Genomic DNA, 13,929 nt, shown 5'->3' on the forward strand with positions numbered 1-13,929 from the left:
CTACAGGACCTCAGCCGGAGACGTTCGCGTCCTGCCCCACCACCACGTGCCGGACCGGCACGTCGAACCGCTTGCGGGCGCGTTCGACCAGATCCTGACGCAGCCAGCCCGAGTGCCCCTGGGCGTGCGTGGAGATGATGATCCGGTCGGGAGAGAACTCCTTCACCGCGTCCTCCAGGGCGTGCATCGGGCGGTGGTCGCCCAGCTCGCCGTTCGCCTCGAGGCCCTCGCCGCGAAGGATGCCCAGCGTGGAATCGAGCCGCTCCTGAGCCGCCTTCGTCGTCTCCTCCCACACCCAGACCGCGCCGGAGTGCTCGGCCTGCCCGGTGTCGACGGGGTTGGCCGGGACCGAGACGAAATACTGCGCCTTGCCGTCGGCGTCGATCGCCCGCAACTCGTCGAGCAGTTCGGAGGCGCCCACGGTCTGGTTGGCCAGCACCAGCACCTTCGTGCCACCGGGCTGCGGGGGCGAATCGTCGAAGTCCTTACCGACCGAGCCGCCGCGCCACTTCGTCACCCCGTACAGCACGAGCACGACAGCAAACGCCAACAGGCTCAGCACCAGCTGCGGTCGCACTTCTTCGTCCAGGTACATCAGTACCAGCACGGCCAGCATCCCGGCGATGGTGGCGATCGTGAGGAATGGGAACCCCCACATCTTCACCTGCAGCTTGTCAGCGGGTGTCCGCCGCCGGAGGACGAATTGTGACACCGCGATCAGCAGATACACGAAAATGATGATCGCGCCGGAGGAATTCAGCAGGAACAGGAACACGCCCTCCGGCGAAATGGCCGCGGCGATGACGCACAGGAAACCGACCACGGTCGAGGTCAGGATGGCGGTCATCGGGACGCCGCGCGGGCTGACGGTGATCAGGCTGACCGGCGCCTCGCGCCGGGCGGCCAGCACGAACAGCATGCGGGACGCCGTGTACAGCCCGGAGTTCAGGCACGACAGCACGGCCGTCAGGACCACGGCGTTCATCACGTGGTCGGCGTACGGAATGCCCATCTCCTTCAATGCGGCCACGTACGGCGATGCACCGAGTTCGGCGGAGTTCCACGGCAGGATCGTCACCAGCAGGAAGATCGAGCCGACGAAGAAGATCGCGATACGCACGATCACCGAGTTCGTGGCCTTGGCGATCGCACGCGCCGGGTCCTTCGATTCCGCTGCCGCGATGGTCGCGATCTCGGCCCCCACCATCGAGAAGATGACGACCACGATGCTCGCGAAAATGGCGCCGACGCCGTTCGGGAAGAACCCGCCCTCTGCCGTCAGGTTCGAGAAATCAAGACTCTTGTTCGGCCACACCCCGAACACGTACAGGGTGCCGAGGCCCAGGAACAAAATGATGGCGGCGACCTTGATGCCGGCGAACCAGAACTCGAACTCACCGAACGAGCGGACCGAGAAAAGGTTGGTCGCGGTCATCAGCACCATCAAACCGAGGGACAGCAACCACAGCGGCGCGTCGACCCAGTACGTCAGGATCTTCGCCCCGGCAACGGCCTCGAACCCGACCACAATCACCCAGAAATACCAGTACAGCCAGCCGACCGAGAATCCCGCCCACCCGCCGAGTGCCCTGCGGGCATAGTCGGCGAAGGACCCGGTGGAGGGATTGGCCACCGCCATCTCGCCCAGCATCCGCATCACCATGACGATCAGCACGCCGGTGATTGCGTACGTCAGGAAGGCAGCAGGACCGGCTTCCTTGATCACCGCCCCGGAACCGACGAACAGGCCCGCGCCGATCACCCCGCCGATGGCGATCATCGTGAGGTGCCGCTGGTTCAACCCCTTGTGCAGCTCTGCTGGTGCAGCCACTGTCCCGACTCCTTCAGTCCGTGACGCGCTGTAGGCGAAAGCCTCGCCTGACGCGAAAGACTGCTCCCTACCGCAGGCGTTGGGCAAGGCCTGAAACAGAGCGGAAACAGCAGGTCGGAGCCGGTGAGCCATTCGACACAAGGGAAACGGACCGACGGGTGGAAATCGCCCATGACGCCGCGGCTATGTCACGCTCCGTACTGGTGGCGCAGCGCCGAATGGGCAGTGGCTCGGGTGGCGATCCGGCTCACCTGCGACCGACCGTGGGGGACCCCGGCTCAGGTGAGTGCCTGGCCCGAGACGGCGAACAGCACGACGGCGATGAGGGCGGTGACGATGACGATCAGGAACAGCCCACGACTCGCCGGCCGGTGCAGTGCGATCAGCACACCCGCCGCCGCGAGAACGACCAGCGCGACGGCCGCCGCCCATCGCCACGGCGCAATACCGGCGGAGCCCGAGGTTCCCAGCAGGACGACCAGGCATGCGGTGGCGAGCAGCACGACGCAGGCCACCGCCGTCGTCCGGGCACCGAGCCGGTGCGGCAGGCCGCGCACCCCGGTGTCCAGGTCGTCGTCGAGGTCGGGCAGCACGTTGGCGAAGTGCGCCGCCACCCCGAACAGTGCACCCATGATCATCGCCCACGGCGCCGGCCACGCAGGCTCCGGCATGGACAGCGTCGCGACCGCTGGCAGGATGCCGAAGGCGATGGCATACGGGACGAACGAGAAGACCGTGCCCTTGAGTCCGAGGTTGTAGGCCCATCCGCAGACCACCACGGTCAGCGCGGCGAGGCCCGGCAACCAGCCGAGCGCGAGCGAGAGGACAACGGCCGCAACAAGTGCGACAGCGGCCGCGATCGCGACCGTGCGCGGCGACACGGCGCCGCGGGCCACCGGCTTGTCGCTGCGGTCCGACGCACGATCGCGGGTGGCGTCGATGGCATCGTTGGACCAGCCGATCGACAGCTGGCCGGCGAACACCGCGGCCACCATCAGGGCGGCCCGTCCCGGCGACAACCCGGCCAGGGCAGCGAGACCCGCGCTGATCGCGGTGACGGCGATGGTCGGCACCGGATGGCAGGACAGCGCCAGCGCCCTGGCAACGCCGGCCGGCGAGAGCGCACCGGCGCGGTGCTCCGTCATCTCCGACCTCCTGCCGCTCACCTGGCCCGCAAGCGTCACCGTACTGTGGCCTGCATGACCTGCCTTGCGGCCGTGCACGCGGTCCTTCCGCCGTACCGCTACCCGCAGGACAAGATCACCGAGGCCGTTGCGGAGCAGGTGCTGCGGGACGGCACCAACCACGAGGTCGTCCGGCGAATTCACACCAACACCAGGGTCGGCAGCCGGTATCTGGCGTTGCCGTTGGAGCAGTACGCGCAGCTCGAGAGCTTCACAGACGCCAACAACGCATTCATCGAGGCGGCCGTCGAACTGGCCGTCCAGGCGGTCGACGGCGCGCTGGACGCTGCCGGGATCGCTGCCGACGAGGTCGATGTCATCTTCTCCACCACCGTCACCGGACTCGCGGTGCCGTCGCTGGAGGCGCGGATCGCCGCGCGGGTGGGATTTCGCAGGGACGTCAAACGCGTCCCGCTGTTCGGGCTCGGCTGCGTCGCCGGCGCGGCCGGCATCGCCCGGCTGCACGACTATCTGCTCGGCTGGCCCGATCAGGTGGGCATCCTGCTGGCGGTCGAGCTGTGCTCGCTGACCGTGCAGCGCGGCGACACGTCGATGGCGAACCTGGTGGCGAGCGGGCTGTTCGGTGACGGGGCCGCCGCCGTCGTCGCCGTCGGGTCCGAACGGGCCGATCGACTCGCGGTGGACGGCCCGCGGGTGCTCGCGACCCGCAGCCACCTCTACCCGGACACCCAGGGTGTGATGGGCTGGGACATCGGCAGCGACGGCTTCGGGATCGTGCTGACGGCGGAGGTTCCCGATCTGGTGCACCAATACCTCGGCCCTGACATCCGGGCGCTGCTCGGTTCCCACGGCCTGCGGGTGCAGGACATCGGTGCGTGGGTCTCGCACCCGGGCGGTCCCAAGATCATCGAGGCCATCGAAGCCGAACTCGGCGTCGGCCCGCATGCCCTGGAGATGACCTGGCGGTCGCTCGCCGAGGTCGGCAACCTGTCGTCCGCCTCCGTTCTGCACGTGCTGCGCGACACCCTGCGCGATCGGCCGCCGCTCCCCGGGAGCCCGGGTGTGCTGATGGCGATGGGTCCGGGTTTCGCCTCCGAACTCGTCCTGCTGCGCTGGTAGGACCGCTCGTGCGCGATCATCGACAGTCACTGGCCCAGCGACGGAGGAACAACCGGTGATCGCGTACACGCTCTTCGTGCTGGCCGTCGGCGTCGAGCGACTGGTGGAACTGGCCGTCTCCAAACGGAACCTCGCGTGGGCCTTCAAGAACGGCGGCAAGGAATACGGTCGCGGGCACTACCCGGCGATGGTGGTCCTGCATTTCTCCCTGCTGGTCGGCTGCATTCTCGAGGTGTGGCTGCTGGACAGGCCTTTCCTGCCCGCCCTGGGCTGGACGATGGTGGTTCTGGTGTTCGCCGCGCAAGCGCTGCGCTGGTGGTGCATCACCACGTTGGGCCGGCGGTGGAACACGCTGATCGTCGTCATCCCCGGTCTGCCGCTCGTCGACCGCGGGCCCTACCGGTGGTTCCGGCATCCGAACTACGTGGCGGTGGTCGTCGAGGGCATCGCGCTGCCGATGGTGCACACCGCGTGGATCACCGCCATCACCTTCACCGTGCTCAACGCCTGGTTGCTGACGGTCCGGATCCGTGAAGAGGAGCGCGCTCTCGCGCTGGCCAGCCCATGATCGACATCCTGGTTGCCGGGGCCGGCCCCGCCGGGCTCGCCGCCGCACTGTTCGCGGCTGGGAAAGGTCTGGACGTCACGGTGGTCGATCCGCGGGCCGGGTCGTCGTCGCCGATCGACAAGGCCTGTGGCGAAGGCCTGATGCCGGGGGCGGTGACGGCGCTCCGGGGGCTCGGGGTCGAACCGCCCGGGCGGGAGTTCCGCGGCATCGCCTACTTCGACGGGAAACGCAGCGCGGAGTCGTTCTTCCGGTCGGGCAGCGGTATCGGCGCGCGGCGCACCGATCTGCACAGTGCCCTGCTGTCCGCCGTCGCGGCGGCTGGCATCCCCGTGCTGGCCGATCGCGTCGACGCCATCGGCCAACGCGAGAGCTCCGTCACCGCCGCAGGTCTCACGGCACGGTATCTGGTGGCAGCCGACGGGTTGCACTCGCCGATCGCCCGGTCGCTCGGCCTGGATGTCGCACCTCGCCGAAGTCGGCGGCGGTGGGGGGTGCGCCGGCACTTCACCGTCACGCCGTGGTCCGACCTCGTGCAGGTGCATTGGTCGGACAGCTCCGAGGCCTACGTCACGCCGGTCGGGCCGTCCCTCGTCGGGGTTGCGGTGCTGAGCAGCGACCGGGTGTCGTTCGACGAGCACCTGACGCGTTTCCCGATGCTGGCCGACCGGCTGGGCGGAGCCGAGGGCGGCCCCGTTCGCGGCGCGGGCCCGTTGCGCCGCCGGACCAGCCGACGCGTCGCCGGCCGGGTCCTGCTCACCGGGGATGCGGCCGGTTATGTGGATGCACTGACCGGGGAGGGCATCGCCGTTTCCCTCGCCTGTGCCCGCGCACTCGTCGACTGCGTCGCCGCGGACCGTCCCGCCGACTACGAAACCCGCTGGCTGCGGGAATCGCGGCGGTACCGGGCGCTGACGTCGGCGCTGCTCTGGGCCAGCGGCCGGCCGCTGATCCGCAGGTCGCTGGTGCCCGCAGCCGAGCGGTTGCCGTGGGTGTTCGACGCGGCGGTGGGACAGCTCGCGCGCTGACGGCACTGTCGGTGCCCCTCGATACCGTGGCCGGGCCGGTCGGCGGAGGCCGTCCGGGGCATCCGAACCGAGGAGGAGCTCATGGCGAACATGAGGCTGGAACTGATCACCATTCCGGTGACCGACGTCGATCGGGCGAAGGAGTTCTACGTGAAGGCCGGCTTCAACGCCGACCACGACCAGACGGTCACAGACCAGCTCCGCTTCGTACAGCTGACCCCACCCGGCTCCGCCTGCTCCATCGCGTTCGGCATCGGTTTGACCACGGCTGCGCCCGGTTCCGTCCAAGGACTGCAGGTCGTCGTTGACGACATCGAAGCCGCCAGGGCCGATCTGGTCGCGGGCGGCGTCGACGCCAGTGAGATCGATCGACTCGACTGGGGTGCCTTCGTGTACTTCAAGGACCCCGACGGGAACTCCTGGGCGGTGCAGGAACTGCCGGCCCGGAACTGATCTGTCAGCTCCTGCCCTCGGCGAACAGGGCGACTGATTTCGCGATCCGGCGCTGCCGCGTCTCTTCTGTCTTGGCACCGTCGATGGCCAGCACGTGACGTCTCTTGTTGCTGTAGGACAGGCCGTCGAAGAAGGCGCGGGCCGCCGGGTCGGCGTCCAGTGCCGCCGAGAGGTCCGCCGGTACGGCCAGCTCACGCGGTGCGGTGTCCAACTCGAGGTCGACGTCGACGACATCACCGGCGGCCACTCCGGCCGCCGCGCGGTGCTCCGCGCTCACCGGGAGCATGAAGACCCCGCCCATCGACCCGACGCTCGACCGGTAGGTGTGACCCCCGTTGAGGGTGACCGTCACCGCGGGTTTCCGGCCCGAGCCGAGGCCTTCGACGACGTCCGCGGGAACCTCGATCCCGGTGGCGGTCTTGCCGGCCAGTTGCAGCGTGCCCTGAAACTTCATCGCAGGAGTATGCCTTTCGATGACTTGACACCTGCACGCCCATCGATATCACCGTGTACCGCGCCGCAGCCCGTCACCCCGCGCCGTGATGGCCGGCGACCGTGACCCGCTGGAGATCGCCGGCAGGGTGTGGCCGACCTTCATCGCACGCCGCGTCGTGCTCGCCGGATTCTCCACACAGCCGTTCGACGAAGCCCAGTGGCGGGACGCACTCGTCATCGTCGAGCGGGGCACCGTCGAGGTCGAGACGGTGTCGGGGTTGCGGCGCGCCTTCAGCGTCGGCGACATCCTCTGGCTCACCGGCCTGAACCTTCGCGCCCTGCACAACCCGTCGGTGGAAGACGCTGTACTCGCGGCGGTCTCACGGCCATCCGCCCGGTGATCGGACCCGACCGGGTCGTCCGATTCGGTGTTAATGTCCAGCGGTGCCGGACGCACTGTCCTTCCAGGTGCTCGGACCCCTGGAAGTGCGGCGCCCGAACGGCGACGCCATCGATCTGGGCGGTCCGATGCCCCGGCTCGTCCTCGCCCGACTGGTCATGGCCGACGGCAGGATCGTCCCGGCGGACGCCCTGCTGGAAACGCTGTGGGGACCCGAGCCACCCGAGCGGGCGGGCGCGACGCTGCAGACCTACATCTCGCGGCTCCGGCGCGCCCTCGGACCGACGGATTCCCGGCGGCTGCGGTTCGAGGCGTCGGGCTACCGACTGGACGTTGCCGCGGAACAGGTCGATGCACGCCAGTTCGAGCGGCTCGCCGACGAGGGCAGCCGGTTGCTGGCGGCCGGCGACGCCGCGGGCGCCGCGGCGGTGCTCGCCGACGCCCTCGCGCTCTGGCACGGGGACGTCCTCGGGGACGCCGACGCCGACTTCGTCAGGGCGGCGGCGGCCCGGCTCGGGGAACGCCGCCTTGCCGCCACCGAGGATCTGTACGACGCGGAACTGCGCCGTGGCCGCGCCGCAGCGGTGGTCGCCGATCTGTACGAGGAGGTCGGCCACTCGCCGCTGCGCGAACGGATGCGCGCCCTGCTGGCCCTGGCGCTGTACCGCTCGGGCCGGCAGGCCGACGCCCTGTCCGTGCTGGACGAGGGCCGCCGCATCCTGCGGGACGAGCTGGGCCTGGAGCCGAGTCGGGAGCTCCGCGCACTGCAGTCCCGCATCCTGGATCAGGACCCGGGACTGGACCTGGACCTCCCTGCGGAGCCTGCACCGTCACCCGTCGGCGCAACGGACCCCCCATCCGCCGACGCGGCAGCACGGGACAGTCCCGGCCCGGCAACGCATCGCGAGCAGCAGCGAGGCGCGCCGCAGACCGACCCACTGATCGGCCGGGAGGCCGAGCGGGCGGCCGTCGCGGCGGCCGTCGCGGAGGCCCTGTCCGGGGGCGGTTGCCGCTATGTGGTGATCGAGGGCGAGCCCGGCATCGGGAAGACCCGCCTGGCGCAGGAGGCCCTGCAACTGGTTGCGGCAACGGGCGCGGCATCGCTGTCGGCCGGCACGCTGGAGAGCGGTGCCGCCCCCGCCTACGGACCCTGGTTGCAGCTCTTCCGCACCGCCGATCACCAGCCGGCGTCGCTGCCTGACGCGGCCGGGCTGTTCCTCGACGGGACCGGCCAGATGTTGGCCGGCCCAGCACCGAGCGTCGTCGCCGCCGCTGTCGCGGACAGCGTCGCCGAGACCGTGACGACGCTGGCCGGCGACCATGGCCTGGTGATCCTGCTCGAGGATCTGCAATGGGCCGACCCCGCCTCGCTGGATCTGCTCAGCGGCCTCGGCCCGCGGATCGGCGCCGCCCCGGTGTTGATCGTGACGACCGTGCGGGCCCTGGAGGTCGGCCGGGACGACGCCGTGGTGGAGGCCCTGGCGCAGATCACCCGCCAGCCCGGCACCAGACGGATCAGCCTGCGCGGCCTGACACCCGCAGAATCCGGCGAACTGCTGGCCCGCACCACCGGCACGCCGATGCCGCCGGAAGTGGTCAGTGCGGTGCACGCCCGCTCGGAGGGCAACCCGTTCTTCACCACCGAGCTGGCCCGGATGATCGGCGAGCAGGGCGTGCGCGGCGCGGCCGCGGTCCGCGCGGCGGCAGTACCGAACGGGGTCCGGGACGTGTTGCGGCGCAGGGTGAGCCGGCTTCCGCCGGCGACCGGTCGGCTGCTGGAGGTGGCCGCCGTCCTCGGCCGGCAGGTCGACGTGGAGCTGCTCGCCGCCGTGGCCGACCGCCCGCTGGACGAGTGCCTGGACGACCTGGACCCGGCCCTGCTGCATCGACTGCTGGAGATACCCCCGACGGCCCCCGGCGCCGTGCGGTTCACCCACGCACTGGTCCGGGAGGCGCTGTCCGAGGGGTTGTCGTCGCTGCGCAGGGCACGCCTGCATCTGCGCGCGGCGGACGGGTTGCTGGCCGCGGTCGGCGAGAACGACGACACCGCGGAGATCATCGCCGACCACCTCTGGCATGCGGCTGCGGTCGGCGCGAGTGGCCGCGCCGCGCAAGCCCTGGAACGCGCAGCGCAAGTTGCCTTGAAGCGTCAAGCCCTGGTCAGCGCCGAATCCCTGCTCGAGCGCGCCGGGTCCCTGTACCGCGCGGCGGGCGAACAGGGCGCGCTCGCCGAGCTGCGGGTGCTGCGCCAGCTCGGCTTCGTCAACGCCGCCCTGCACGGGTATGCCGTCAACGCCGACTCGACGCTGATCCGCCGCGCCCGTGAGCTTGCCCAGTCGACGGATCGGCCGGACATCCTGCTCGACGTGATCTGGGCCGACTGGGCGGGCTGCGACACCGGCGGACGGCCCGATCGTGCCGAGCGGCTGGTGCAGGAAGCGGAGGCACTGATCGCGGACATCGACGACCCGCTGCTGCAGGCGGGCGTCGCTTCCATGCGCGGCTTCAGCGAGCGGCATTTCGGCCGGATGCAGAGTTCGAAGCAGCACATTGAACGGGCGATTCAGAAGTTCACCGAGGCGGGCGAGGCGCGGGAGGCGGGCTTCTACCTCAACGGCTTCCTCACCAGCAGGGGCTACCGGTACTGGGCCAAGGCGATGACCGAGGGCCTGGACCGGGCCGGGCTGGAGCATGAATACCTCGCGCAGGATCTGCCGTTCGGTCGGATGGTGATCAGCCTGTTCGGGGCAGCGGCATCGCTGGCCGTCGGCGACCGGGACGATCTTCGGGTCTTCGCGGAGCGGATGACGGCCGCGGACCCGGACATGCTCCTCTCCTTCTGGTCCGCATCCGCCGAGCTCTACACAGCGGTGAGCCTGCTCCAGCGCAAGGACCTGGACGCCGGGATGGCCCTGCTGACGCTCGGGCAGGAACACATGCGGCAGGGCGGCGGCCGGACGATGCTCTCCGGCATCTACGCGGCTGCCGCGCAGGCGCTGGTCGAGGCCGGCGCGCTGGATGCGGCGCGCCGTCTCCTGGTGGAGGCCAGGACCGAGCTGGCCACCGCTTGGGAACTCGCCTACCGCCCGTTCGTCGAACTCGCGGCGGCCCACCTCGCGGCGGCGGAAGGGGACCACGAGGCAGCGGAGCAGGCGATCAGACTGGCTGCGGCCGTGGCCACCGAACACGAGAGCTACGGCGCCCTGGCCCGGATCGAGAACGAGGCGGCGCAGCTCCGGAACCGTCAACGGGCCGGCTGACCGACCCCGGTCTGGACCATCGCTGCGAGCCGTTCCGCGACGTCGGCGAACCCGGCGAGCTGCTCGTCGAGGGTGTCCGCCTCCGGCAACCCGACCACCAGCTCGTCGACCCGCCCGGCCAGGGCGGCGCGCAGGTCGGCCGTCGTCGCGTTGCCCGCCATCCGCACGACGAGCAGCAACCGCGACCCGGCCGGGCGGCGCGGCAGCACCAGCGGCGACGCGAGACTCGGGCTCCAGCCGTCGATCGGCAGCCCAGCGATCGGAACGGTGTCGGAGGTGTCCAGCAGCAGCGGCCCGACCAGCGCCCGCCGGGCGGCCAGCAGCGCCCCGGGCGGTCCACCGACGTACCGCAGCCGGGAGCCCACCAGGCGGGTGGCATCCGCGCCCAGTTCTCCCCACGCCTCACCACCCGTGGCGACCAGGCCGGTCGGCACCCGGTCCGCGGCCGCGGTCACCGCCAGCAGTTGCTGGAGCGACGCGGCCCAGACGGACGAGTAGTCGAGCTCGTCCGCCGCCCGGGCAGCAGCCTCGACCGCGGTCCCGGCGGCCAGCGGGCCGCCAGGTGGCAGAGCAATTCCGAAACGCACAGCATCCTCCGCAAGTTGTGGTGCACCCAGTGTCGAAGGCGCCGCTGAAGAGATGCTTGAGGCCGACTCAACGCGTACCGGGCTACTCCGCGAGCCGGTGCAGCACGAAGATCCCGCCGTACGCCGGCAGGCCGTCACGGGCGTCGTCGGATTCCACGTACTCGTCCAGGATCGCGAGGATCCTGCCGCCCAGATCCTCGGCGTCCTCGGCGGAGAGCCGCAGCACGAAGCGGGACATCTTGTCGATCGACCCTGGACCGGCCTCCGCGAGCTCCTCCTGGAACGCCTCGATCGGCGCCAGCGCGCCGCCGGGAATGGTGCCGGTCTGCCCGGTGTCGATCCTCCAGGTCCGCCCGGTCGCCCGGTACGGCTTCTCCAACGCGCCGCTGCTGCCCGCGCGGACAGGAGCCGCCTCGAGGAAGCCGACCGCCAGCAACTGGCGGACGTGGTACAGCACCGTGCCCGGGTCGCGGCCCAGCCGGTCGGCCAGTTCCTTGTTCGTCATCGCCTGATGCCGGCACAGCCGGAGGATGCGCAGCCGTAGCGGGTGTGCCACCGCCTTCGCCTCGCGGACGGACGCCGCCGGACGGTGAACCGCTGCGCCCGCGGGCGGGACGTCGTCAGGCGTCATGCGCCGCAGAATAGCGCGTCGATGGAATAACTCCCACCACCTTGAACTTTCTCCATCGCCCTGCGAGTCTTCACCGATGCGAAGCGCCGCGGCTGCCCCTCTCGGCCCGCGATTCCGATGGCTGTGGGTCTCATCGGGCCTGTCCAACCTCGCGGACGGCGTCCTCAAGGTGGCGCTACCGCTGGTCGCCATCCGGTACACCCAGTCTCCCACGCTGATCGCCGGGCTGGCCTTCGCGCTGACCCTGCCGTGGCTGCTGTTCGCGCTGCCGGCCGGCGCCTTTGCGGACAGGTGGGACCGGCGGGTGGCAATGCTCGGCGCCAACGCGGTGCGCGCGACGCTGCTGGCAGCCCTGGCCGTCGCCCTGTGGCTGGACGTCGGTGCGCTGTGGGCACTGTTCGTCGTCGCGTTCGGGGTCGGCGCCGCGGAGACGGTGTACGACACGTGCGCGCAGTCCTTCCTGCCGAAGGTTATTGCCCGTGATCAGCTTTCGAAGGCGAACGGGCGGCTGTACGCGGCGGAGCTCACCGCCAATCAGTTCATCGGACCACCACTCGGCGGCGTCCTGGTCGTCCTTGGAGTCGGCGTCGCATTCGTGACGCCGGCCGCCCTGTGGCTGCTGGCCATCGGCGCGTTGCTGTTCATCCACGGGTCGTTCCGGATCGAACGAGCCGCGCGCACCACCCTGCGCGCGGACATCGCCGAGGGCCTGCGTTACCTCTGGGGCAACCGGGTGCTGCGCACCTTGGCGGTGATGACCGGCGTCCAGAACCTGACGATCAACGGATCATTCGCGGTGCTCGTCCTGTACCTCGTCGGTCCGGGCTCCGCGGGCGGGCTGACCGATCCCGAATTCGGGCTGTTGCTGACCGCAGGCGCCGTTGGCGGACTGCTCGGGTCGGTGATCGCCGACCGGATCGAACGACGCCTGGGCCGCTCCCGATCGCTGGTGCTGACGATCGTCGCCGGCGCCGCAATGGCGGGGGTGCCGGCGCTGACCGCCAATCCGTTCGTCATCGGCGGCGTCTCGTTCGTCGGCGGTTTCACGATCGTGCTCTGGAATGTCATCACCGTCTCGCTGCGCCAGCGGATCAGCCCCGACCGGCTGCTCGGCCGGGTGAACAGCGGCTACCGGTTGGTGGCGTGGGGATCCCTGCCGGTGGGCGCGGTGCTCGCCGGCGTGCTCGCCAACCTGTTCGGGCTGCGCGCGGTCTTCGCCGTCATGGGGGTCGCGACGCTCGCCCTGCTCGCCCTGATGCCGGTGCTCACCGACGCCGCGATCGACCGGGCCGAGCAGGCTGCCGAGTGAACGATCGGAAGGTCGGGAGAGGCGGTCGAATCTGGGAAACTGGCCGCATGTCGACGTCAGCGGGCGATCCTCAGCGCTCCCGGGCGGCCACGCCGGCTGCCCTCCGGAAGTGGCGTGGCCGGCTCGCCGACGAACGCGAGGAGTCCAAGGTCTACCGCGATCTGGCCGGCCGGCGGACGGGCGAGGAACGGGAGATCCTGCTCGAACTCGCCGACGCCGAGGAGCGGCACGCGGCGCACTGGGCCAACCTGCTCGGCGACGACGTCGGCCCCGCCAAGCGCGGGGACGTCCGGATGCGGGTGCTTGCGTGGTTGGCCAGGCACTTCGGCTCGGTCTTCGTTCTCGCGCTGGCGCAGCGGGCGGAGACGAGGTCACCGTACGAGCACGACTCCGATGCGACCCCGGCGATGGCGGCCGACGAGCGCGTGCACGAAGAGGTCGTCCGGGGGTTGGCGGCCCGCGGCCGGGCGCGGGTCTCCGGCACCTTCCGGGCGGCCGTCTTCGGCGCCAACGACGGCCTGGTCAGCAACCTCGCGCTCGTGCTCGGGGTCAGCGGCGGCGGCGTCTCGACGGAGGCGGTGCTGCTGACCGGGCTGGCCGGGCTGCTGGCGGGTGCGCTCTCGATGGGTGCCGGGGAGTACGTCTCCGTCCGGTCGCAGCGCGAACTGCTGGCCGCGTCGACTCCCGGACCGTCCGCGCACACCGCCGTCCCGCAGTTGGACGTGAACGCCAACGAACTCGCCCTGGTCTACCGGGCCCGCGGGATGCCGCCCGGGGAGGCCGAGGAACTCGCGGCTGAGTTGCTGCAGAATCACCCCGGCCGGCTCGAGCATCCCGGGGATGCCTCGAGTGATGGGCATGACGTCGTGGGAACCGGTATCGGCGCGGCGCTCTCGAGCTTTTGTTTCTTCGCGACGGGGGCCGCCATCCCGGTCCTGCCGTTCCTGTTCGGGCTGAACGAGACGGCGACCCTGGTCACCGCCGTGGTGCTGGTGGGCCTGGCTCTGCTGCTGACCGGCGCCATCGTCGGCGTGCTGTCCGGTGGTCCGCCGCTCCGCAGGGGTTTGCGGCAGCTGGCGATCGGGCTCGGTGCGGCGGCCATCACCTACGGACTGGGGCTGGCCTTCGGCGCCACCCTGGGCTGACGCGTTCTCCATCGGCCCAGG

The 13,929-nt window shown here is 70.7% G+C and carries 13 protein-coding genes; 8 read left to right on the forward strand and 5 right to left on the reverse strand.

Annotated elements, in window-relative coordinates:
- Positions 1 to 10: 10 nt before the first annotated feature.
- Positions 11 to 1,831, reverse strand: coding sequence for an amino acid permease (locus ACVBEQ_RS01970; RefSeq protein ID WP_447151722.1), 1,821 nt, complete (start codon positions 1,829 to 1,831; stop codon positions 11 to 13).
- A gap of 278 nt (positions 1,832 to 2,109) precedes the next feature.
- Entirely contained in the window at positions 2,110 to 2,976 is an 867-nt protein-coding gene (locus ACVBEQ_RS01975; RefSeq protein ID WP_447151723.1) for a UbiA family prenyltransferase, read from the reverse strand.
- A gap of 54 nt (positions 2,977 to 3,030) precedes the next feature.
- Here ACVBEQ_RS01975 and ACVBEQ_RS01980 point away from each other — a divergent pair, with 54 nt between their 5' ends.
- From ACVBEQ_RS01980 to ACVBEQ_RS01995, 4 genes are all read left to right on the forward strand, one after another.
- Positions 3,031 to 4,095, forward strand: coding sequence for a type III polyketide synthase (locus tag ACVBEQ_RS01980; RefSeq protein ID WP_447151724.1), 1,065 nt, complete (start codon positions 3,031 to 3,033; stop codon positions 4,093 to 4,095).
- Positions 4,096 to 4,150: 55 nt separating this feature from the next.
- Positions 4,151 to 4,663 (forward strand): isoprenylcysteine carboxyl methyltransferase family protein, encoded by a 513-nt coding sequence (locus ACVBEQ_RS01985; RefSeq protein ID WP_447151725.1) that lies wholly within the window; start codon positions 4,151 to 4,153, stop codon positions 4,661 to 4,663.
- A complete protein-coding gene (locus tag ACVBEQ_RS01990; RefSeq protein ID WP_447151726.1) occupies positions 4,660 to 5,688 on the forward strand; it encodes an NAD(P)/FAD-dependent oxidoreductase in 1,029 nt (342 codons plus the stop codon). The genes ACVBEQ_RS01985 and ACVBEQ_RS01990 overlap by 4 nt, the downstream gene beginning before the upstream one ends.
- 81 nt (positions 5,689 to 5,769) lie before the next feature.
- Entirely contained in the window at positions 5,770 to 6,141 is a 372-nt protein-coding gene (locus ACVBEQ_RS01995; protein ID WP_447151727.1) for a VOC family protein, read from the forward strand.
- 4 nt (positions 6,142 to 6,145) lie between these two features.
- Here ACVBEQ_RS01995 and ACVBEQ_RS02000 read toward each other — a convergent pair whose 3' ends face one another.
- Positions 6,146 to 6,595 (reverse strand): YdeI/OmpD-associated family protein, encoded by a 450-nt coding sequence (locus tag ACVBEQ_RS02000; protein ID WP_447151728.1) that lies wholly within the window; start codon positions 6,593 to 6,595, stop codon positions 6,146 to 6,148.
- 88 nt (positions 6,596 to 6,683) lie between these two features.
- Between ACVBEQ_RS02000 and ACVBEQ_RS02005 the strand changes: the two genes are divergently transcribed.
- Entirely contained in the window at positions 6,684 to 6,977 is a 294-nt protein-coding gene (locus ACVBEQ_RS02005; RefSeq protein ID WP_447151729.1) for a hypothetical protein, read from the forward strand.
- Between the two features lie 43 nt (positions 6,978 to 7,020).
- Positions 7,021 to 10,236 (forward strand): BTAD domain-containing putative transcriptional regulator, encoded by a 3,216-nt coding sequence (locus tag ACVBEQ_RS02010; protein ID WP_447151730.1) that lies wholly within the window; start codon positions 7,021 to 7,023, stop codon positions 10,234 to 10,236.
- Here the strand turns inward: ACVBEQ_RS02010 and ACVBEQ_RS02015 are convergent.
- Positions 10,221 to 10,823 carry a hypothetical protein gene (locus ACVBEQ_RS02015; RefSeq protein WP_447151731.1) on the reverse strand — a complete coding sequence of 201 codons (603 nt, stop codon included), beginning with the start codon at positions 10,821 to 10,823 and terminating at the stop codon, positions 10,221 to 10,223. The genes ACVBEQ_RS02010 and ACVBEQ_RS02015 overlap by 16 nt on opposite strands.
- Before the next feature lie 82 nt (positions 10,824 to 10,905).
- A complete protein-coding gene (locus ACVBEQ_RS02020) occupies positions 10,906 to 11,454 on the reverse strand; it encodes a helix-turn-helix domain-containing protein (RefSeq protein ID WP_447151732.1) in 549 nt (182 codons plus the stop codon).
- A 76-nt stretch (positions 11,455 to 11,530) separates the two neighbouring features.
- On the opposite strand from ACVBEQ_RS02020, the gene ACVBEQ_RS02025 reads away from it, so the two are divergent.
- Together ACVBEQ_RS02025 and ACVBEQ_RS02030 are read left to right on the forward strand one after the other, a co-directional pair.
- On the forward strand, positions 11,531 to 12,763 hold the full coding sequence (locus ACVBEQ_RS02025; protein ID WP_447151733.1) for an MFS transporter: 1,233 nt from the start codon (positions 11,531 to 11,533) through the stop codon (positions 12,761 to 12,763).
- Between the two features lie 47 nt (positions 12,764 to 12,810).
- On the forward strand, positions 12,811 to 13,908 hold the full coding sequence (locus ACVBEQ_RS02030) for a VIT1/CCC1 transporter family protein (protein ID WP_447151734.1): 1,098 nt from the start codon (positions 12,811 to 12,813) through the stop codon (positions 13,906 to 13,908).
- The last annotated feature ends 21 nt before the right edge of the window (positions 13,909 to 13,929 follow it).

The sequence above is a fragment of the Nakamurella sp. GG22 genome, assembly GCF_052976845.2.